The organism is Arthrobacter sp. BB-1, from assembly GCF_006151685.1.
In the GTDB taxonomy this organism is placed as follows: domain Bacteria; phylum Actinomycetota; class Actinomycetes; order Actinomycetales; family Micrococcaceae; genus Arthrobacter.
The window spans coordinates 60353-81968 of the sequence record NZ_VDEV01000018.1 but is presented as its reverse complement, the minus strand read 5'-3'; the positions used below and the strand labels follow the sequence as shown (position 1 = coordinate 81968).

Genomic DNA, 21616 nt, shown 5'->3' with positions numbered 1-21616 from the left:
CCAGTTCACACTCGGTGCAGGGACAGGCCCCTTCCTGTTAATCCAGTTTCTTCAGCACCGTGTCCAGCGGTTACGGCTGCTGCGCAGCTGCTTTCCTGCGGGTCAGGGTGTTCCAGCGGGCCTGCAGGCCCCATTTGGTGACGTTGACCATGGCTTCGAGCACGATGTTGCCGCTCATCTTGGAGGCACCGAGTTCCCGCTCCACGAAAGTAATGGGACGTTCCTCGATGCGGAGGCCCATGCGCGCCACGCGGAAGGCGAGGTCCACCTGGAAGCCGTAGCCGACCGAGTCCACCTGGTCCAGGTTCAGCTTTTCCAGGGTGGTCCTGCGGAACGCACGGTAACCGCCCGTGACGTCCTTGATCTTCAAACCCAGCATGAGCCGGGCGTAGGTGCTTCCCACCCTCGAAATGACCTGGCGGTAGAGGGGCCAGTTGACCACGCTGCCGCCGGGAACCCACCGGGAGCCCATGGCCAGGTCGGCGCCCTGCTCGACGGCTTCCAGGAGCTGGGGAAGCTGCTCTGGCTGGTGGGAACCGTCAGCGTCCATTTCAACCAGGACGTCATAGCCTGCGTCCAGCCCCCACCGGAAGCCAGCAATGTACGCGGCGCCCAGGCCTTCCTTGCCCTTGCGGTGCAGGACGTGCACCTGGCTGTCCTCGGCAGCGAAACGGTCCGCGAGCTGGCCGGTGCCGTCAGGGCTGTTGTCATCCACCACCAAGACGTCGGACGCCGGGACCGCCGCGCGAAGCCGCTGGAGGGTCTTGGGCAGCGATTCCAGCTCGTTGTAGGTGGGAATGATCGTGAGGACGCGCACAAAGGGCCTTTCCTGAGGGAAACGGTCAGAGCGCCGGCCGCAAAGAGAGCTCCGGCAGGCGCAACTACCAATTATAGTGTGGCGGGCGCCTGGTCAGGACCGGAGGGCGGGACTAGCGAAAAGTTCGACGCCGTTCCGGACCGTTTGCAGGCACACCGGGTCAGTGCCGGTGTCCAGGGCAGGCAGCAGCGGTGTCCGCGCCCTCGGGTCGGTGCTCCACGACTGGACGCGGCCGTCCGCCACCTGGACCATCAGTTCCTCGACCTCCCACACAGCGAAACTCGCAGGAGCCCCCGGCACTAGCTGTCCTGCCATGGGGTCCGAATACTTAGCTGCCCGCCAGCCGGCCCTGGTGTGGCCCAGGAAGGCGGCGCGGGCTGAGATCCGCTCGTCCTGGTTGTTGTGCTCCAGGCAGGCGCGGACGCTGGACCATGGCCGCAACGGGGTCACGGGGCTGTCGCTGCCGAAGCACACCGGAACCCCGACTGCGAAGAGCGTGGCAAACGGGTTCATGGACCGGCTCCGCTCCCCCAGCCTTTGCTCGTACAGCCCGCCGGGGCCGCCCCAGGCAGCGTCGAACGCGGGCTGCGCACTGACGGTTACCGCATAGCGGGCCAGGGTCCCGACGGCGGCTGCATCAACCATCTCCACGTGTTCAAAGCGGTGGCCGGCAGCGCGCACGCGCTGCTCACCCACCTCACGGGCAGCCAACTCAAGGGCGGCCAGCGCAGTATCCAGCCCGGCGTCGCCGATAACATGGAACCCGCCCTGGACCCCTGCAAGCGAGCAGGCGGCGAGGTGTGCGGCGGCTTCATCAACCGTAAGGTACAGGCTCCCCTGCTCGCCGGGCGCGTCCGTGTATGCGGACCTCAGGCCAGCCGTCCGTGACCCGATGGAGCCGTCGATGTTGAGGTCGCCGGCCAGTCCCCGTACGCCAAAGCCGAACTGGCCGACGAGCCGGCGCGCATGCTCTTCGGAGGTGGCCAGCTCCCCCCAGTAGGGCAGGACTTCAGGGACTCCGGCGCTTTCCGGGCCGCTGTTGTTCCATTCGGCTGCAAGCCGCAGGTCCTCTGCGCCGCCGATGTGCGGTGCGCCCATTTCTGCCACTGCCACATAGCCGTTCGCTGCCGCTTCGGACAACGCGCGGCCCTGGTGCCGCCGCAGTTCGCCCTGCGGCAGCCGGCGCGTAGCCTGGCGGGCAGCCGTGTGCGCCTCCCTGCGGACCGTCGCGCCGCCGTCGAACCCGTCCAGTTCCCGGACGCCCGACGCGCTGGCCAGGGACCCGGACACCAGCGCTGAGTGCACGTCCACCCGGGAGAGGTACACGAGGCGCCCGGCGGAAGCCCGTTCCAGTTCCTCGGCTGTGGGCAGGGTCCCGTCCCCCCAGGTGGTTTCGTCCCAGCCGTGGCCCAGGACAGGACCGTTGCCGGGGACGCCGGCCACGGCGTCCAGCAGTTCCTCGGCCGAACGGACTCCGGCCAGCTGCAGTGACTCCAGCGCGATGCCGGTCTCCGTCAGGTGGATGTGGGAGTCCACAAAGCCCGGCGCCACCAGGGCGCCCCGGAGATCGATGACCTCCATGGAACTGTCCACGATGGATGAGGCAGCCTGTTCCGACCCCACCCAGGCGACCGTGCCGCCGTCCACCACCATGGCCGTGGCGAACGGGTCCGCGGCGGTGTAGACGGACCCGTTGCGGTAGAGGACGGTCTTCGTTCGGGTAGCGGGCAGCGGTTCGGGCTGGGACATGCGGGGCAGTGCTCCTGGGGTTGGTATGGGCCGGCGGGTGGCCGGCGAAGCTTGTCAGAGTACGGAGGAATAGGCCACAACGCCGCGGCGGATCAGTGAGATGGCTTCGGCGCAGAGCCGGGCAAGGCGGGGATCCAGGCCTGGAATCTTGGCGAGCTGGTCCAGGAGGTCGATAACCTGCTTGACCCAGCGGACAAAGTCACCGGCCGCCAGGTCCGTGCCGCTCAGGACGTCCTGCAGGTGGCGGCCACGGGCCCACTTGTAGACAGGCCAGACGAGGCCCAGTTCGGGTTCTCCGGTCAGCGGAAGCTTGTTCTCCTCCTCCACGTCTTCCAGGGCAGACCATTCGCGGATGACAATGTCCACCGAGGTCTCCAGGGAGATGCTGGGCATCCGGGGCCGGAGCCCCCGGTCCTCCCGTTTGGCCTGGTACACCAGCACGCTGGCCAGGGCCGCTACCTCCACGGCGTCCAGGTCGTCGAAGGCGCCCAGGCGCAGGGACTGGGAAATGAGGAGGTCCTTCTCCCCGTAGATCCGCCGCAGCCGCTGGCCGTCGGGACTGATGCCCAGCCGGCCGTCGGCAGCCGGCTCCAGGTACCCATACGCGGTCAGGACGTCGCAGACGCGGTCGAAGGTCTTGGCGATGGTGTTGGTGCGGCCCTGGATCTGGCGCACCAGCCCGTCCGTTTCCCGCCGCAGCTTCCACCAGCGTTCGGACCAGCGTGCATGGTCTTCCCGCTCGCTGCAGCCGTGGCACGGGTGGGCCCGGAGGGCGCGGCGGAGGTCGGCGATGCGCTTTTCCTGGTTGGGCAGCGCCGTTGCGAGGCCGAAGTCGTTGTTCCGGTTATTGCCCGGGGCAGGCGGCCGGTTCTCGCGGAGCGCATTCCGGGCCGAGGAGGCAAGGTCGCGGCGGGATTTGGGCACCTTGGCGTTAAAGGACTTCGGAATGCGGATGCGGGTCACGGGCGCAATGGGGCCCTCAAGATCGTCGGTTCCAATTCTCCGCAGCTGGTTGTCCAGCGTCAGGACGGCGGGCCGCGGCTCGCGGCTGCTGTGGTCCGAACTGAGCACGATGGCCGGACCGGGCGCCCTGCCGCCGGGAACGTCTACCACGTCCCCCGGCAGCAGGCGGGCGAGGGAATCGTCGCTGAGCGATTTCCGGGCGCGGGACTTGGTGCGCGAGCCGGCGTTTTCGGCGTCGGAGAGTTCCCTCCGCAGCCGGGCGTACTCGGTGAAATCGCCCAGATGGCACGTCATTGATTTGGCATATCCGGCCAGCGATTCCTCCCGGCTGCGCACCTGCTTGGCCAGCCCCACCACGGAACGGTCAGCCTGGAACTGGGCGAAGGAGGATTCAAGGATTTCGCGCGCCCTGGCACGGCCGAACTGGGCCAGAAGGTTGATGCTCATGTTGTACGTGGGCCGGAAGCTTGAGTTCAGGGGGTAGGTGCGCCGGGACGCCAGGCCAGCGACCGCCGTCGGGTCCGTTCCTGGCTGCCACAGCACCACGGCATGGCCTTCGACGTCGATGCCGCGGCGGCCTGCGCGGCCGGTCAGCTGCGTGTACTCCCCTGCGGTGATGTCCACGTGGGCTTCACCATTGAACTTGTCCAGCTTCTCCAGCACCACCGAGCGGGCAGGCATGTTGACGCCCAGGGCCAGGGTCTCCGTGGCGAAAACGGCTTTGACCAGGCCGTCGGCAAAGAGCTTCTCCACCACTTCCTTGAACGTGGGCAGCATCCCGGCGTGGTGGGCGGCAAAGCCTCGGATCAGGCCGTCACGCCAGGTCCAGAAGCCCAGGATGTCGAGGTCGTCCGGCGGGATATCCTGACCCGCTTCGTCCACGCGCTGGGCAATGATCCGCTGCTCCTTCTCCGTGGTCAGCCACAGCCCCGAGCCCACGCACTGGGCCACGGCGGCGTCGCAGCCGGCCCTGGAAAAGATGAAGGTGATGGCCGGCAACAGGTCCATGCGGTCAAGGCTTGCGATGACCTGCGGGCGGCTGGCGGGGCGGACTCCCCGCTCGTCGCTGCCCCGGCCGGGCCGTTCGTTGCCGCGCCGGCCGCGTTGGCCGCGCCCGGCCGGTCCGCCCTGGCGGCTCCGGAAGCTCTGCTGGCTCTCGCTGCGCGCCACGGTAAGGAGGTCCGGATTGACGTCGAAGCCGCGCCCCCTGGCACTGTCCCCGGACGAGACCGGCTGCGTCTCCCCGTCGTCCACGGGCGGGGCAATTTCGTCAAAGGTGACCTCGCCTGCGAACAGGTCCATGATCTGGCGGCCCACCATCACGTGCTGCCAGAGGGGTACCGGACGGTGCTCGGAGACGATGATGTCGGTATCACCGCGGACAGTATCCAGCCAGGCTCCAAACTCCTCGGCGTTCGAGACGGTGGCGCTGAGTGAGACCACCTGAACCTCGCTGGGCAGGTGGATGATCACTTCCTCCCAGACGGCACCGCGGAACCTGTCGGCAAGGTAGTGCACCTCATCCATCACCACGTAGCCAAGATCGTCCAGCGTTGCCGAATCCGCGTACAGCATGTTCCGCAGGACTTCTGTGGTCATCACGACGACGGGGGCGTCGCCATTGATGCTGGTGTCGCCCGTGAGCAGGCCAACGTTTTGGGCGCCGTATTTTTCCGAAAGTTCGGTGAACTTCTGGTTGCTGAGGGCTTTGATGGGGGTGGTGTAGAACGCCTTCAGGCCCCGCTGCAGCGCCAGGTAGATGGCGAACTCACCGACGATGGTCTTGCCGGCACCGGTGGGTGCCGCCACCAGCACTCCCCTGCCCTCCTGGAGGGAGCGGCATGACTGCCGCTGGAAGTCGTCCAGTTCGAAGTCGAGGGTGCGGACGAAGGCTCCGAGGTAGGTCGCCGCTTCGGCCCTGCGCTCGGCGCTGGCACGGTACCGCTCGGCGGGAGAGAGCTCTTCAGGCTCGCTGGGCCCGGCAGGGAACGGTCCAATGGACGAAGGCCCGGTGTTGGAGGACATACCCCAAGCCTAACGGGCGCTCAGAGGTTCTTGAGCTCACTGCCGGGGGTGGCGATGTCTGCCGTGGCTTCGGTTTCAGCTGCCCGTTTGGCTGTCCTGCGTTCGCGGCGCTTGTCGTTCATCAGGCAGATGCCGATCGCGGCAAAGAAAAGCACCAGCAGCGGACCGGCCAGCATGAACATCGAGATGGCGTCCGCTCCGGGAGCGGCGATGGCCGCCAGGACGAACACCAGAAACACCGTTATGCGCCAGGCTTTAAGGATGGTGCGGCCGGAGATGATGCCGGCCATGTTGATGCCTACAAGCACCACGGGAACCAGGAAGGCAAGGCCCAGGACCAGGACCATCCGGGTCACGAACTCGATGTAGGTGCGGGCGTCGATGACGCTCGAGGACCCCTCCGGGGTGAACTGCGTCAGGGCGTGGACCACCTGCGGCACAACAAGCCAGCCGGCCCAGATGCCGGCCAGGAACAACGGGACGGCTGCCGCCATGTACACCAGTGTGTAGCGGCGTTCCTTGGAGGTCAGGCCGGGCGTGATAAACGCCCAGAGCTGGTAGATCCAGATGGGGCTGGAAATGACCACGCCGATGAGGAGCGACATTTGCAGCTTGAAATCGAACGGAGACGCAATGCTGCCGAAGTTGATAGCCGAGAGCCCGCCGGTTTGCTCTGAGATGCGGTTGACCGGCTCGGCCAACGCCTTCAGCAGCGGATCGTAAAGTATCCAGCCCCCGATGCCGCCAATGACGACGCCGATAGCCGACTTGATCAGCCGGTTTTTCAGCTCTTTGAGGTGGTCCCAAAGAGCCATCCGCCCCTCGGGGTTGGCTTTACGGGCCCGCGACAGTGCCACTTTGGGTCAGGCGCGGTTCGACGGCGGAACGTCAGTGCCGTCTGTCGGCTCACCGGGCTTCGCCTTGGGGTGGTTGACGATGGTGCCTTCCACCGGACCTGAGGCGTCAGTGGATTCGGTCTTGCCGTCGTTCTTCATTTCCTTGACCTCGGATTTGATGATCCGCATGGACTGGCCAAGGCTGCGTGCCATGGCCGGAAGTTTGGGCGCGGCAAAGAGGAGCAGAGCAACAACGATGATGATTACGATGGGCCAGGGGCCATCAAAGAGTCTTCCCACGGGAAATCCTTTCGTCTACAAACAATTTTACTTCGAGGTGAAGTCCAGATCGCCGAGCGCCTGTGGCTGGCCCCGGTCAATCTTGCGCTGCACCCGCCGAAGGCGGCGTTCTTCCTGTCGGGAGGACTTGGATGCCTCGTAATCATGTCTCATGACGGACGGCGAGGCAAAAACCGCGGATCCAGAGCGGGGCGTCGCCGGCGCTGGGGCCTCGGGCGTTTCAACAGGGCCCAAGTGCCCCAGCTTTTCACCGGCCGCCCCCAGGTCCTTGACGGTTGCCATGAACTGGCGGAACAACCGGATGCCCAGCAGGACATAGAAAAGCAGCGAGAGCGCAACGAGCGCCACCCATATCAGGATCCAGGACCACCAAGGCATGCTGAGAAGTCTAGCCGCCGTACATGGCCAGGGATGCCGCCAGCCAGTTGCGGGCCGCCTCCGCCAACTCGTCCGGTGCAAGAATTCGGGCCGAACCGCCGTGCTGGGCCACGAACATCGGCAGCCAGGCGGTGTTGCCGAAGCGGATATCAGCCACCAGGCCGCCGTCGGGCAGTTCCACGGTGCGTTCCGCGTAGTAGTCATCTGCCAGTCCCCTCCCCTGCCGGGTGAGCTGGACGGTGACGGTGGTGTCGTCGTCGTTGGCGGTGAAAAGCTTTGCGGGCGCCCCTTCCGCCGGGGTGATACCGGCAGGGATGGGAGCACCGTTCGGGTGCAGCTCCTGGACGCGGTCCAGGCGGAAGTTCCGCAGCCCGCGGACAAGGTGGCAGTAGGCCTCGAAGTACCAGGTGTTGTCCAGGGAATAGAGCCGGAGCGGGTCCACATCGCGTTCGGAGATGGAGTCGCGCTGGGGCGACAGGTACGTCAGGCGAAGCTGGGAGCGGGACTCGATCGCCTGCCGCACGGTGGCGTGCGTGGCGGCCTCCGCAGGGGTGACTTCGGGACCGGAAAGGGAAGCCGCCCTGAGTCCTTCCTCGCCCGCGGCCGCCAGGAGCTTGAGCGTCACTGATTCCAGGGCGCCGCCCTCAGCTACTTCCGGCAGCCCGTTCAGTGTCTCCAGCCCGGTCAGGAGGGCGCAGGCTTCCTCCACGGTGAAGCGGACCGGTTTCGTCAGGTCAAGGTCCTGGGTGATGTAGACATGGTCGTCGTCCCACTGGATGTCCAGGAGATCATCGGGGTATCCCTCGGGAAGGCCGGAGCAGATGAGGATCTGGAGGTCGTCCTCAAGTTCTTGCCTGCTGACGCCGAACTGGTCTGCGACGTCCTGGATGTGCAGTCCCTGGTTGTGCACCAGGAAGGGCACCAGTTGGAGCATCCGCTTGAGCTGGTCTTCGGACGTGCGTTTGCGGACACTGCGGGTGCGGGCCTCGCTGAAGCGGTAGGAGGGCGCAGGTGCGGCGCTGAAGTCGGCCGCGGCGCGAAGCCTGCGGCGGACGGCGCCCGCCAGTTCGGCGGGCGCTACTGCCCGCGCATCCGGCCCGTAGGAGGCGAGTTCCTCAGCGAGGCTCTCAGGATCCCTGAACTGCAGGGCCAGGCGCTCATACCCGGGCTCCGGCTGGCCGGTGTCCATGGCTGCAGGAGAGCTCCGCCGGCGCAGGGCCAGTAGGCGGCCTTCCCTGACGTCCACGACCGCGGTACGCAGCGGAAGTTCCGGGAGGCGCGCCAGTTCCTCCCGCACATTGAAGTCCACGGGTGGCGTGTAGTGCTCCTTGTCCAGCGTTGCCACGGCACTGGTGAAGCGGGAGAGCCGGAAATGCCGGGTGGCGTTCCGCACCCGGTCATGGCCCACGAGGTACCACTGGCCAAACCGGCTGCCCAGCCCCCACGGCTCCACCGTCCGCGGTTCCTCCTTGCCGGTGGTGCCCGCGAGGTAGGTGAACGTGACGGGGTGCCGGGAGTGCATCGCGGCGACCAGGTCATCGAAGGCCTGTCCGGCGGGCTTGATCCGCGGCTGGACACCGGCGGGCAGTCCGACGTCGGCCATGCGGCCGGACGCCTTGAGTTTCCTGAGCGCGCTTTGGGCGGACGTGCCCAGGGCGGCGCGTTCCCACAGCTGTGAGGCAAGGAGGAGCACGGTCCATTCCTCCGGCCCCAGCTGGACGTCGGGAAGGCGGTTCGATTCCTTTCCGATGCGGTAGCGGGTGGTGGCGGGATCGTCCTCGCTCCATCCCAAGTCCGTCAGCGTTTCTACCTCGAAGCCGAACTGGCGCAGGTCGTTCTTGTCCCGTTCGAACATCCGGCCGAAGGCAACGTCGTTGCCTGACTGGTCGTGGTAGACCTTTTCCCGCAGCTCACTGCGGCGGAGGCCGTACCGGGTGTTCAGGAGCGCGATGAGCAGGTTGAGGAGACGTTCAGTACGGGATACGGACACTCTGGTTACGTTACTAAAGTCCGCGCCGGAACGCAGAAAGCGCGGCAGCCCAGGTGTTCACTTCCTGGTCCTGCCGCGCTCCCGGCGGTGGAGGGTGCCGCTTACCGGCTGGTTCCGGTCAGCGGACCCCGACGAGGTCCACGACGAAGATCAGGGCTTCATTCGGGGCGATGGCTCCGCCGGCGCCGCGCGAACCGTACGCCAGCTCCGAGGGGATCTCGAGTCGACGGCGGCCGCCCACCTTCATGCCGAGCAGGCCCTGGTCCCAGCCCTGGATGACCTGGCCGACGCCTACGCGGAAGTCGAGCGGCGCCCCGCGGCCCCACGAGGCGTCGAACTCTTCACCCGTTGACCAGGCAACGCCCACGTAGTGGGTGGAAACGGTGTCGCCGGCTTTGGCTTCCCGCCCGTCGCCCTCAATGAGGTCGGTAATGACCAGTTCCGTGGGGACGTCGCCCTCCGGGAAGTCGATCTCGGGCTTCTGGCGGTCGAAATCACGTTGGCCAAATGACATGGTTACTCCTTTAGGGTCAGTGCTGCTCGTGTCTTGCTGCTCACGTGGGGTGCTGCTGATCGATGCCGCCGGCGAAGCGGCGGCCCGACTGTAAGTGTTGCTACTTCGCCCCGAGGATGTCCACTACGAAGACGAGGTCCCCCTTGGCCTCGCCCTGTCCGGCGTCTCCGTAGGCAAGATCCTTGGGGATGACCAGGAGGACGCGGGAACCAACGGTCTTGCCGGCAAGGCCCTGGGTCCAACCCTTGATGACGCCGGTCAGCGGAAAGCTTGCGGGTTCGCCCCGGTCGAAGCTTGAATCGAACTTGGTACCGCCAACGAGGGTAACGCCCACGTAGTTGACGGTCAGGGTGTCGGATTCCTTCACGGTGGCGCCGGTGCCCTTTATGAGGTCCTGGGACACCAAGGCTGTGGGAGCGGCTACGCCTTCGACGTTGATCTCGGGGATGCCGTCCTTTTCGGTGACGGTGGGCAATCCTGCCGGCGGGGTCACGGTCTCGCCCTCGGGCTTTTCCAGGACCGGCGCAACATCCTCCGCGGACAGCACCTTGATGACCAGGAGCTGGGTGGGCTGGGCTTCGGCTCCGGCTGATGCCGCCTGGCCGGGAACAGCCAGTGCCAGGCTGGAGCCCACCTTCGACCCGACGAATGCGTTGTAGATGACCTCGCTGCCGGTTTTCAGCTCCTCGTTCAGCTCAAGCGGTTCCGGTTCACCCGGGAACGTGTCCTCGAGCGTAGTGCCGTCAGTGCCGTTCAGGGCGAGGATGGAGATGTTGGCGACCTGGTTGGCCTTGACCGTTTCGCCGCTGCCCTCGGTGATCACCTTGATGGTGGGTTCTGCCACTTCCAACGGCTTGGTGAATTCAACACCGGGAGCTTTCTTGTCCCCGTTGTCGGTCAGTTTGAGGGAGTCGAACTTGGCAGTCTCACCGGCGGATACGCTGGTGGGTTCCGGCTCTGCGGTTGACCCGCCGCAGGCGGTCAGCAGCAGCAGGCCGGGAAGAAGGATTGCTAGTAGTCGGCGCACGTAGAAAACTTTCGTCGGGGCAGGATGGATGCGATGTTCCGCATGGCAACGGCAGGCATCGCGCCGGGCCCTGATAAAGGGCCCTATCCAGAATAGCCCCTGAAGCTGGGTGTCAGCCCATAGAGTCAAGCAGCGCATCCACACGCTCATCAACGCTGCGGAAGGGATCCTTGCACAGGATGGTCTGGTGTGCCCGGTCGTTCAGCTTCAGGTGCACCCAGTCCACGGTGTAGTCCCGGCCCAGTTCCTGGGCTCGCCGCACGAAGTCCCCGCGCAGCTTTGCCCGGGTTGTCTGGGGCGGGACGTCCACGGCGTCCTTGATAACTGTGTCATCAACAATGCGGCGGACAGCACCACGGGACTGAAGCAGGTAGTAAAGGCCTCGGCTGCGGGAGATGTCGTGGTACGTCAGGTCCAGCTGGGCAATCCGCGGCGCGTCCAGGCCCAGTCCATGGCGCTCACGGTAGTTGTCCATGAGCTTCTTCTTGATGGCCCAGTCGATTTCGGTGTCGATGCTGCGGAAGTCGCCGCTTTCGATGGACTTGAGGGTGCGTTCCCAGAGGTCCAGGATCAGCGGGACGTGGGGGTTATGGGCCCCGTGCTCCTTGACGAAGGCCGTGACTTTGGTCAGGTATTCCTGCTGGATTTCGAGTGCGGTGAGCTGGCGGCCGTTCGCCAGGCGGACCAGTGCGCGGCCGCTGAGGTCGTGGGAAATTTCACGGATGCTTCGGATGGGGTTCTCCATGCGCATATCCCGCATGATCACCCCGGCCTCGATCATCCGCAGCACCAGGTCCACGGTGCCGATCTTCATCATGGCCGTGGCTTCGGACATGTTCGAGTCCCCCACGATGACGTGGAGGCGACGATAGAATTCCGCGTCCGCGTGCGGCTCGTCGCGGGTGTTGATGATGGGGCGGGACCTGGTGGTGGCTGAGGACACGCCCTCCCAGATATGGTCAGCCCGCTGCGAGAAGGCATACGTTGCCCCATGTGGCGTCTTGAGGATCTTGCCGGCGCCCGCAATCAGCTGGCGGGTGACCAGGAACGGGATCAGGATTTCCGCCAGCCGCGAGAACTCGCCGCGGCGGGGAATCAGGTAGTTTTCGTGGCTGCCGTACGAGTTTCCGGCCGAGTCCGTGTTGTTTTTGAACAGGTATACCGTTCCGTTGAACCCTTCGGCCGCCAAGCGGGCCTGTGCCTCGTCCACAAGGTCATCAAGGATGAGCTCCCCCGCGCGGTCATGGGCAATGAGCTGCGCCAGGTCATCACACTCTGCGGTGGCGTATTCCGGGTGTGACCCCACATCGAGGTAGAGCCGTGAGCCGTTGGTCAGGAAGACATTGGAGGAACGCCCCCAGCTAACGACTTTCCGGAAGAGGTACCGGGCCACCTCCTCGGGAGCAAGGGGCCTCGAGTCGGGGCTCGAATACGAGATGCCGAATTCGGTTTCGATACCGAAAATTCTCTTGTCCATCTGTCCTGTCCTCCTAGGCCAGCAATGCAGTGATCTCTGCGTCAGTGAGCCGGCGGAACGCACGCCTTGATCCGCGGCTGCTTTCCGACTGCCGGTCCAGGACCGCTACCTCCAGCGCTCCAGCCGGCAGTGCCTTCGCCGGTTCCTCCCCCTCGGCCGGCGGAACCAGTCCCGCCATGGCCAGGCGCACAGCGTCTGCGAAGCTCAGCGAGCTGCGCCAGCCCTGGCCGATTATGGACGAGACTTTATCTGCTTGGCCGCCCATCACAACAAAGGAGTGTTCGTCTGCAATTGATCCATCGAAGGTCAGCCGGTACAGGTGGTCCTCCGCCTGGGTGGGGCCAACCTCCGCCACGGCAAGCTCCACCTCGAAGGGCTTCTGTTCGGCGGTGAACACCGCGCCAAGGCTCTGCGCGTAGACGCTGGCCAGTCCCCTGGCCGTCACGTCCTCGCGGTCGTAGGAGTATCCGCGCACATCGGCGTAGCGGACCCCGGCCTGGCGGAGGCTTTCAAACTCGTTGTACTTGCCGACGGCGGCGAAGGCGATTTTGTCGTAGATCTCACCGATTTTGTGGAGGGACGGGGAGGGGTTTTCCGCAACAAGCGCGATGCCGTCCTCGCAGCTCACGACGACGACCGACCTGCCGCGGGCGATGCCCTTCCGTGCGAAGTCCGCACGGTCCTTCATCAGCTGCTCGGGTGATACGTAGAACTGCTGCGTCATCTTAGGCCTCCCGTCCAGCGATGGTGCGGGCTTCGATGACGTTCCTCGAAGCAGCTGCCAGCTCGCTGTCCGGAACCCGCCGGGCCCCTGAGCTGTCCACGGTGTAGATGACGGGCCAGAGTTGCCTCACTGTGTCAGGACCACCGGTGGCCGAGTCGTCATCGGCGGCGTCGTAAAGGGATTCAACCGCGACGGCGGTGGCTTCTGCCGCCGTAAGGTTAGGCCGCCAGAGCTTCTTCAGGGCGCCGCGTGCAAAGACGGATCCGGATCCCACCGTGTGGTGCTCACGTTCCTCGTAGCGGCCGCCGGTGACATCGTAGGAAAACAGCCGGCCCACACCGGCGCTGGTATCGAACCCGGCGAAGAGCGGCACCACTGCGAGTCCCTGCAGTGCCAGCGGGAGGTTTCCCCTGATCATGGCGCCAAGCCGGTTTGCCTTGCCTTCAAGGCTGAGGAGCGTGCCCTCGATCTTCTCGTAGTGCTCGAGTTCCACCTGGAACAACCTGGTGAGGTCAATCGCGATGCCGGCGGTCCCCGCGATCCCCAGGACGGAGTAGCGGTCGGCAGGAAACACCTTTTCGATGTGCCGGCTGGCTATGACATTGCCCATGGTGGCCCGCCGGTCCCCCGCCATCAGGACACCGCCGTCATAGCTCATCGCCACGATCGTGGTGGCATGCGGAACCTGCAACGGGGCGGCGGCGGGCGCGCCTGCCTGGAGGGACCGGTTGTAGGGCAGAAGTTCGGGCCGGTCCCGCTGCAGGTGTTCGGTGAACGATGAGGTGGCGTTGGCGGCTACCTGGTTGGCGGTTGATTCCTGCACTCATGCACTCCTTGAACGTGGTACTTCAACGTCGGTACAGATTCGGGCCGTCCGCGGCTTCCGCCAGCCTCCGGTCCGGGTTACTGACCGCCCTTTTGGACGAACGCCCGGACAAATTCTTCCGCATTGGATTCGAGGACGCCGTCGATCTCGTCGAGGAGGTCGTCCACGCCTTCCGTTGATGCCGAGGCCTGCGCCTCAGGCGGTGCGGGAGGCGCCTCGGGAATGTCCTCTTCGACCTGGCTGTCGCGTGACTGCGGCTGCTGCTGCTCCTGGCCTGCCATTGCTACCCCTCCTTATATCCGTCTTCGGATCCGGCGGATCCTCCGATATGCCCATCCTGCCACGGTGTGGGCCAACCGGGGCGGTTTACGCCGCAGGCGGAGCGTTGTGTCCCAGAAGCTCCGCGAGGAACGGGCCCGCGTCCCGGTAGCGTTCAAACAACGCTCCGGTAAGGGCTTTGGTTCCCCGGAGCGGTTCCCTGGTGGGCACCCGCTGCAGCCGGCCGTATCCCGGGACATCGAAGATGACGGAGTCCCAACTGGCGCCCACGACGTCCTTGCCGAAGCTGCTGATGCACTTGCCCCTGAAGTACGCGCGGGTATCGGCGGGCGGCTCAGTGACGGCCGCGGCAATAGCATCGTCTTCAAGGATTCTTTGCATCCTGCCCCGGGCGAGGAACCTGTAGTAGAGCCCCTTTTCGGGCCTGATGTCAGCCCACTGGAGGTCGACGAGGCCGAGCCTGGCGTCGTTCCACTCCAGCCCGTCGCGTTCACGGTATCCGTCGAGCAGCGACAGTTTGGCAAGCCACTCAACCGAGGAAGCAGCCGCGGCCCGGTCGTTGTCGAGCTGGGTCAGGACGGTAGCCCAACGCTCCAGGACTTCGTGCGTGTGGCCGTCCCCGTCCACTGCGTCCCCGACTCCGGTGTCCTGGGCCAGCTTGGCAGCAGCCTCGTGGTACATCCACTGGAGGTCGAGGGCCGTGACCCGCCTGCCGTCCAGCAGCCGCAGCTTTGCGGTGAGCGTCGTATCGTGGCTGACCGCCTGGAGCGCGGACACCGGCTCATACACTTCGATTTTCGGAGCGAGGCCCGCCTCAATGAGGCTGAGGACCATGGCAGTGGTTCCGAACTTCAGGTAGTTGGAAACCTGGCTGAGGTTTGCATCGCCGATGATGACGTGCAGGCGCCGGTACTTGTCCGCCGTCGCGTGCGGCTCGTCCCTGGTGTTGATGATGGGCCGGCGGATGGTGGTTTCCAGGCCCACTTCCGCTTCGAAGAAATCGGCACGTTGGCTGATCTGGTACCCCGGGGTCGAGCTGTCCTGGCCGATTCCCACCCGCCCGGATCCGCAGAGGATTTGGCGGCTCACGAAGAAGGGCGTCAGGCCCCGCACAATGTCGCCGAAGGGGACGGAACGCGGCATGAGGTAGTTCTCGTGCGAGCCGTAGGACACCGACTTGTTGTCCGTGTTGTTCTTGTAGAGGTTGACGGGGGGAAGGCTTGGATCTGCTGCCAGCCGGCGCACCGTGGCCAGCGCCACCAGGTCTCCGGCGGCGTCCCACTTAACGGCGTCGCGGGGGCTGGTCACCTCCGGACTGGAGTACTCGGGGTGGGCGTGGTCCACGTACAGCCGCGCGCCGTTGCCGAGGACCATGTTCATCAGCAGCGTTCCGGACTCGTCCTGCCCGTCGAGCTCCAGCTCCTCGCGCCCGTAAGCCAGTGCCACCGTCTCCGCGTCAAGCACCGGCGGCTGGTCGGTGAGCTGGCTCGGATGGGCTGAGCCGCGGTCCACTGTCCAGCCGCGGGCATCGTGCAGCGGCTCCTCATCCGTATAGTCCCAGCGGGTCTCCGCTCCACCGGCGGCACGCTGCCGGGTTACCTGCGCATACGCCTGGACCACCCTGGCGCTCATCATGGTGGCATTGGCAGTAGGGGCGGAGGGAGCATGTATGCCGTATTCGGTTTCCGCCCCCATCACCCGCATGGCCCCGCCGGCCGGCAGGGTTCCCCCGGCCGCGGGTTCCGGTGCAGCCGTCATAGATACTGCCCTGTGGTCGGCATGGTTTCGATCGACTTGCCGGGTTCCTGGCCTGCCTTGCCTTGGACGATGGTGCGGATGTATGTGATCCGCTCGCCCTTCTTGCCCGAGATCCGAGCCCAGTCATCCGGGTTGGTGGTGTTGGGCATATCCTCGTGCTCGCGGAATTCGTCCACGACGGCGCGCAGCAGGTGCTCGATCCTAAGGCCCTTCTGGTGCGTCGTGAGGAGGTCCTTGATGGCATACTTCTTGGCCCGGTCCACAACGTTTTGCACCACGGCACCGGAGTTGAAGTCCTTGAAGTAGAGCATTTCCGTGTCGCCGTTGGCGTAGGTGACCTCCAGGAACTCGTTGGACTTGTCCGTGGAGTACATGGCCTCGACCGTGCGCTGGACCATGGCGTCCACCGTGGCCTGGACATCGCCGTCGTGCTCAGCGAGGTCCGTTTCATGGAACGGCAGGTCCGGAGTGATGTACTTGTTGAAAATGTCGGCGGCAGCCTCCGCATCCGGACGGTTGATCTTGACCTTGACGTCAAGCCGGCCCGGCCGGAGGATCGCCGGATCGATCATGTCCTCACGGTTTGACGCGCCGATGACGATCACGTTGTCCAGCCGCTCCACCCCGTCGATCTCGCTGAGCAGCTGCGGCACGATGGTTGTTTCGACGTCGGACGAAATCCCGGTGCCGCGGGTACGGAAGAGGGAGTCCATTTCGTCGAAAAACACCACTACCGGGCTGCCGTCGGAGGCCTTTTCGCGTGCCCTGGAGAAAATCAGCCGGATGTGGCGCTCGGTCTCGCCGACGTACTTGTCGAGGAGTTCCGGCCCTTTGATGTTGAGGAAATAGCTCTTCAGGTCAACGTTGCCCGAACGCTCCGCGGCGCGGGCGGCCAGGGAATTGGCCACGGCCTTGGCAATGAGCGTCTTACCGCAGCCGGGAGGACCGTACAGCAGGATCCCCTTGGGAGCCTTGAGGCCGTGCTCCCGGTAGAGGTCGGGGTGGAGGAACGGCAGTTCGACGGCGTCCCGGATCTGCTCGATCTGGGGCCCAAGGCCGCCAATGTCCTCGTAGGTGATGTCAGGAACTTCTTCCAGCACGAGGTTTTCCACCTCGGAGCGGGGCACCTTTTCGAGCGCGTAGCCGGTCCTTGAGTCAACCGACAGGGCATCGCCCACGCGGAGCTTTTCGGCCAGGAGCGCTCCGGAAAGCCGGACAACCCGCTCCTCATCCGCACGCCCCACCACCAGGGCGCGGTCGGCACCGAGCATTTCCTTGAGCGTGGCCAGCTCGCCGGCCCGCTCGTATCCCAGTCCGGCAACCACAAGGAGGGCCTCGTTGAGCAGGACCTCCTGGCCCACGGCCAGCTGGTTGATGTTCACCAGGGGGCTGATGCCCACGCGCATTTTCCGCCCGGCGTTGAAGATGTCCACCGACTCCTCGGTTGCCGCCTGTCCGCTGCTGCCCGGTGAGGGCTGCCGCTTGGGATTCAACTGGAGGATGGTACCGAAGCTGTAGGGCGGCTGCCCCTCCTGGTCCAACGCGTTTTTCAGCCGGAGGATCTCGGCCTTCGCGGTTTCAAGCATGCTGACCAGCTTGGTGTTGTTCTGCGTTGCCGCAGCCAACTGGCGGTCAATATGCCTGAGCTTGTCCCGGAGGATGTTGACCTGGCGGTCGGCAACCGAGAGGTCATTGGCGGCAGACTGCTCTGCCGGTGTACGTCCGGAGTCCTGGTTTGGCGTCTCCATGATGTATCAGCCCCTTCCTGCGCTTCTATTAAGACATTAGCCCCAACACGGCAGGTAGGGATGGCGACTCCCGAAATATGGACTACTTCGTGACCTCGGGCTCATCCTTGACGTTCGTTCCGGCGATGGCGTCCCGCGCGGCTCGCCGGAGCTTCTTGTCGGAGACCTGCCGTTCCCCCACCGCGCCCGGCGTCCAGGCGTTGACGTCCTCTTCGTTGAAGTCGGTTTTGGAGGGGCGTCGCTTTACGGAGATGCCGGTAACGCCGTCGGCGAGGCGCCGGGTGACCAGCAGAAATCCCGTATGCGCCACCATCCGGTGGTCCGGCCGGACGGCGAGTCCTTCGAGGTGCCAGCCCCGCACGAGGGATTCCCACGCATCGGGTTCAGTGAAGCGGCCGTCCGCCCGAATGGCTTCGGCAGTGCGCGAAAGCTGGGTAACGGTGGCCACGTAGTTGATCCAGACGCCGCCGGGTGCCAGGACGGTGGCCACCGCATCCAGGCATTCCCAGGGAGCCAGCATGTCCAGGACCACCCGGTCCACGGAACCCGGCGCCTCGCTCCGGACAACCTCGTCCTGGAAGTCGCCCAGGGAGATCTGCCACGCGGGGTGCGGCCCGCCGAAAATCGTCTCGACGTTGCCGCGGGCGATGTCCGCGAATTCCTCGCGGCGCTCGAAAGAGTGGAGGTACCCTTGGTCGCCGACCGCGCGGAGCAGGGAGATTGACAGGGCGCCGGAGCCCACGCCCGCTTCCACGACGCGGGCACCGGGGAAGATATCGGCCATCGTCACGATCTGTCCGGCGTCCTTGGGATACACCACTGCGGCTCCGCGCGGCATGGACAGGACGAAGTCGGAGAGCAGGGGGCGCAGGGTTTGGTACTGCTGGCCAACGTTGTTGACAACCACCGAGCCGTCCACCTTGCCGATGATGTCATCGTGGTTCAGGAAGCCCCGGTGCGTGTGGAACGCTCCGCCGCTCTCAAGAGTGATGGTGTTCATGCGGCCGCGCTCGTCGGTCAACTGGACACGCTCGCCTTCGCGGAAGGGACCACGACGGCGGGCGGCGCCCACGGGCTGCGGGCCGCCGGCGGCAGTTCCGGACTGGCCGGAGGCTGCTGTGGCCTCGTTGACGGCAGTTTCGCTGCTCATGAATTTCCTCACTCCTGTAAAACACGGCGCCTGGATGTCCCGTTGCAGACAATCCGGCTTCGACGGCGGCAATGCACCGGCCGGCAGGTAACTCTACCGGTTTTGGCCCTGCCGGCGTGTATCCGGCCGCCGGGGTTTTCCGGTGATGGCAGCCAGGACTGCGTCCTGGGAAAGAAGTCCGGTCACCTTGCCATTGTGGTCCACCACAGCGTAGTGCCGCCCTTCGAGCTGGGACAGGAACTGGAGCAGCTCCTGCCCCTTCGACCACTCAGGAACGTAGGCCCCTGGTGCCAGGGCGAAGGAAACAGCCGTGATGGGGGTTGACGCGGCGGCGTGTGCAGGAACCGAGGACAGGGCGGCGGCATCCACAACTCCCTCCGGCCGGCCATCCGGCCCGCAGACCACCAGGCATGACGCGCCCGCACCATCATGCCGGAGGGCTTCCTCCACGGTTGCTGTGGCGGGCAGCCCCGTGGCCGGCGTCGAAAGGCCTGCGGCGCTGACAAGGTGGAGCCGCCCGCGGAGGGTTCCCTGCTGGATGGAAGCCGAGGCCCCCATCCAAAGGAAGCTGCCTACCAGGACCGTGATCATCAGCAGGCTGAAGTCCGGGGACGCTCCGGCCAGCAGCGGCCGGGCAATAAACCAGTAACAGATGGCGACGACTATGATGCGGCCGCCCCAGCCAGCGGCAACAGTGCCCTTTGCCTGGCTTCCGGTTACTTTCCATACGGCGGATTCGACCAGGCGCCCTCCGTCAAGGGGAAGTCCCGGGAGCACGTTGAACACGGCAATCAGGAAGTTCGCCCACATGAAGATGTTGGTGAGGATTTCGGCAACGCTGCCGAGGGGCGCCGTGCCGAGCACCAGCCAGGCGCCGGCGGCCAGGACGAAGTTCGCGGCGGGCCCGGCAAGTGCCACCAGAACCGACCGTCCCGGCGTGGCGGTAAAGCTCTCGAACTGGGTGTGCCCGCCCCAGAGGTTGAGCACGATCTTTTGCGTCGGCCAGCCGTAGATTCTCGCGGTCAGGGCGTGGGCGAGCTCGTGGACCAGGACTGAGATAAGGAGCAGGACGGCGTAGGCGAACGCCACGATGTACGCGCTGGCGCCGAGCGCCGGGTTCTCCTGACCCAGGACGGGGCCATACACGATCACCGTGAAGGCGGCGATGACAAACCACGAATACGCGAGCACCACCGGCACGCCGGCAATCCTCCCCAGCGGGATGCCCTCGCGCCGGCTCGGCGCACCGGTTTCAGCCACCGGAGATCCCCAGCGGACGTGCTGACGCGGGGACAAACCCGTTGGAGGCAGGACCGGCGAGCACCAGGGATTCAAGGTCCGTTACCGAGCGGCCGGACAGGGAGTCCCAGAGGGTGTAGCGGTCATCCTCGGGAAACGGGACGATGTGCGGGATGGCGACGGTTGCCACGCCGGACGCCACGGCAGCCGCCACACCCGGCCCTGAGTCCTCCAGGGCGACGCAGTGGTGGATGGCAAGGTCCGGGTCCGAGTCCTGAAGCCATTCGACGGCGGTCAGGTACGCCTCCGGGTGCGGCTTGCCCTGGGCGACAGTGTCTCCGGTTACGAGGACTTCGAAGTAGGGCCGCGGAAGGCTGGCCACTACCTGGCGGGCCAGCGGGCCCTCGGACATGGTGACCAGGGCGCAGCGCACCCCCGCAAGGTGAAGTTCTTCGAGGAGTTCGCGCGCACCCGGCCGCCACGGCACCTGGCGTTGCACGCTGCTGATGACGGCCCCGGTCAGGGTGTCAATGATCTCGCGTATTTCAAGGTCGACGCCGGCCTCCTGCAGGATGCCCGCGGAAAAGGTCAACGACTGTCCCACCAACTGCATGGCCTGCTCGTGGGACCAGGTTCCGCCGTGGGCTTCCACCAGTGCATGCTCGGCAGCAATCCAGTAGGGCTCCGTGTCAACAATCGTCCCGTCCATGTCCCATAGGACGGCTTTGAGCGGGGAACTGTCGGCTGGCAATCGCATGCCCCCAGTCTACGGGGACAGCCTGAACGCGGGCTGACGGCTACGCCTTCGGCGAATATTGGACTCCTTCACGCTGTCCACCCTGCTTTTGGGGGATTTTGCGGCGCTTCATTCAATGCACAGCCGTGGTCCTTGGACGTAGGGTGAAGAAATGAATAGCTTCGAGGGAGACACCGCCGAACCGGGTGCCGGACCCGAACAGGAGCGGTTCCTGCAGCCGGTCGCTGACGGACAGCGCGTGACAGTGATGCTTGCCGCCTTTGAAGGCTGGAACGACGCCGGGGAAGCGGCGAGTGACTCGTTGCGCTACCTGAACAAACTGTGGGGCGGCAAGAAGGTCGCGTCCATAGACGCGGACGAGTATTACGACTTCCAGTTCACGCGGCCTACCGTCCGCCGTAATGCTGCCGGTGAACGCAAAATCAAGTGGCCCTCAACGCGGATTTACAAGGCCAGCGCGCCGGATTCGAACGTGGACGTCATTTTTGTCCAGGGGACCGAGCCGTCCTACAAGTGGCGTGCCTACACCGCGGAGCTCCTGGTGCACGCCGAGGCGCTGAATGTTGACTATGTTGTCCTGGTCGGGGCGCTGCTGGCGGATGTTCCGCACAGCAGGCCCATTCCGGTCAGCACCTCTTCTGATGACGCCCCGCTGCGGGAGCGCATGAACCTGGAAGCTTCGCAGTATGAAGGCCCGGTGGGAATCGTTGGCGTGCTCTCGGAGGTGGCCCTGCTGGCGGGACTCCCAACCGTCTCGCTCTGGGCGGCAGTCCCCCACTATGTGGCCCAGGCGCCGTCGCCGAAAGCGCAGCTGGCGCTCCTGCACCGCATCGAGGAGCTGCTTCAGGTGCCGCTGGACACCCACGAGCTGGCAGAGGAGGCAGACGCCTGGGAACGGGGAGTGGACGAACTCGCCACGGAAGATCCCGAAATCGCCGCGTATGTCCGCCAGCTGGAGGAAGCCAAGGACACGGCGGACCTTCCCGAAGCTACCGGTGAATCAATTGCCCGCGAGTTTGAGCGCTATCTCAAGCGGCGGGGCCAGGACCGCCCCTGAGC

General features: G+C 65.5%; 19 protein-coding genes. 1 reads left to right on the top strand and 18 read right to left on the bottom strand.

Annotated elements, in window-relative coordinates; all coding sequences use genetic code 11:
- Positions 1 to 70: 70 nt before the first annotated feature.
- From FHJ30_RS10290 to FHJ30_RS10205, 18 genes are all read right to left on the bottom strand, one after another.
- A complete protein-coding gene (locus FHJ30_RS10290) occupies positions 71 to 817 on the bottom strand; it encodes a polyprenol monophosphomannose synthase (RefSeq protein ID WP_139029194.1) in 747 nt (248 codons plus the stop codon).
- Between the two features lie 93 nt (positions 818 to 910).
- A complete protein-coding gene (locus FHJ30_RS10285; protein WP_139029193.1) occupies positions 911 to 2566 on the bottom strand; it encodes an amidohydrolase in 1656 nt (551 codons plus the stop codon).
- Positions 2567 to 2620: 54 nt separating this feature from the next.
- Positions 2621 to 5554, bottom strand: coding sequence for an RNA helicase (locus tag FHJ30_RS10280; RefSeq protein WP_139029192.1), 2934 nt, complete (start codon positions 5552 to 5554; stop codon positions 2621 to 2623).
- Positions 5555 to 5574: 20 nt separating this feature from the next.
- A complete protein-coding gene (gene tatC, locus FHJ30_RS10275; RefSeq protein ID WP_139029191.1) occupies positions 5575 to 6369 on the bottom strand; it encodes a twin-arginine translocase subunit TatC in 795 nt (264 codons plus the stop codon).
- 48 nt (positions 6370 to 6417) lie between these two features.
- Positions 6418 to 6690 carry a Sec-independent protein translocase subunit TatA gene (gene tatA, locus FHJ30_RS10270; RefSeq protein WP_045731378.1) on the bottom strand — a complete coding sequence of 91 codons (273 nt, stop codon included), beginning with the start codon at positions 6688 to 6690 and terminating at the stop codon, positions 6418 to 6420.
- 27 nt (positions 6691 to 6717) lie between these two features.
- Entirely contained in the window at positions 6718 to 7068 is a 351-nt protein-coding gene (locus FHJ30_RS10265; protein ID WP_139029190.1) for a hypothetical protein, read from the bottom strand.
- 10 nt (positions 7069 to 7078) lie between these two features.
- Positions 7079 to 9058, bottom strand: a complete 1980-nt coding sequence (locus FHJ30_RS10260) for a YafY family protein (RefSeq protein ID WP_139029189.1) — start codon at positions 9056 to 9058, stop codon at positions 7079 to 7081.
- A gap of 118 nt (positions 9059 to 9176) precedes the next feature.
- On the bottom strand, positions 9177 to 9572 hold the full coding sequence (locus tag FHJ30_RS10255) for an FKBP-type peptidyl-prolyl cis-trans isomerase (RefSeq protein ID WP_104997974.1): 396 nt from the start codon (positions 9570 to 9572) through the stop codon (positions 9177 to 9179).
- 100 nt (positions 9573 to 9672) lie between these two features.
- Entirely contained in the window at positions 9673 to 10599 is a 927-nt protein-coding gene (locus FHJ30_RS10250; protein ID WP_139029188.1) for an FKBP-type peptidyl-prolyl cis-trans isomerase, read from the bottom strand.
- 112 nt (positions 10600 to 10711) lie between these two features.
- On the bottom strand, positions 10712 to 12076 hold the full coding sequence (pafA, locus tag FHJ30_RS10245; RefSeq protein WP_139029187.1) for a Pup--protein ligase: 1365 nt from the start codon (positions 12074 to 12076) through the stop codon (positions 10712 to 10714).
- Positions 12077 to 12089: 13 nt separating this feature from the next.
- Complete coding sequence (prcA, locus tag FHJ30_RS10240) at positions 12090 to 12800, bottom strand: proteasome subunit alpha (protein WP_139029186.1); 711 nt, start codon at positions 12798 to 12800, stop codon at positions 12090 to 12092.
- A 1-nt stretch (position 12801) separates the two neighbouring features.
- Positions 12802 to 13623, bottom strand: a complete 822-nt coding sequence (gene prcB, locus FHJ30_RS10235) for a proteasome subunit beta (protein ID WP_139029185.1) — start codon at positions 13621 to 13623, stop codon at positions 12802 to 12804.
- A gap of 80 nt (positions 13624 to 13703) precedes the next feature.
- Positions 13704 to 13907: a ubiquitin-like protein Pup gene (locus tag FHJ30_RS10230; RefSeq protein WP_104187137.1), complete on the bottom strand. Its 204-nt coding sequence runs from the start codon at positions 13905 to 13907 to the stop codon at positions 13704 to 13706.
- 85 nt (positions 13908 to 13992) lie between these two features.
- Positions 13993 to 15663 carry a depupylase/deamidase Dop gene (dop, locus tag FHJ30_RS10225; protein WP_139029184.1) on the bottom strand — a complete coding sequence of 557 codons (1671 nt, stop codon included), beginning with the start codon at positions 15661 to 15663 and terminating at the stop codon, positions 13993 to 13995.
- Positions 15660 to 17411 carry a proteasome ATPase gene (arc, locus tag FHJ30_RS10220; protein WP_139029183.1) on the bottom strand — a complete coding sequence of 584 codons (1752 nt, stop codon included), beginning with the start codon at positions 17409 to 17411 and terminating at the stop codon, positions 15660 to 15662. Before arc ends, dop begins: the two co-directional genes overlap by 4 nt.
- Before the next feature lie 82 nt (positions 17412 to 17493).
- Entirely contained in the window at positions 17494 to 18561 is a 1068-nt protein-coding gene (locus tag FHJ30_RS10215; protein ID WP_139029182.1) for a tRNA (adenine-N1)-methyltransferase, read from the bottom strand.
- Between the two features lie 93 nt (positions 18562 to 18654).
- On the bottom strand, positions 18655 to 19821 hold the full coding sequence (locus FHJ30_RS10210; RefSeq protein ID WP_139029181.1) for a site-2 protease family protein: 1167 nt from the start codon (positions 19819 to 19821) through the stop codon (positions 18655 to 18657).
- Positions 19814 to 20557 carry an HAD family phosphatase gene (locus FHJ30_RS10205; RefSeq protein ID WP_139029180.1) on the bottom strand — a complete coding sequence of 248 codons (744 nt, stop codon included), beginning with the start codon at positions 20555 to 20557 and terminating at the stop codon, positions 19814 to 19816. The genes FHJ30_RS10210 and FHJ30_RS10205 overlap by 8 nt, the downstream gene beginning before the upstream one ends.
- A gap of 151 nt (positions 20558 to 20708) precedes the next feature.
- Between FHJ30_RS10205 and FHJ30_RS10200 the strand changes: the two genes are divergently transcribed.
- Positions 20709 to 21614, top strand: coding sequence for a PAC2 family protein (locus FHJ30_RS10200; protein WP_139029179.1), 906 nt, complete (start codon positions 20709 to 20711; stop codon positions 21612 to 21614).
- Positions 21615 to 21616: the final 2 nt, after the last annotated feature.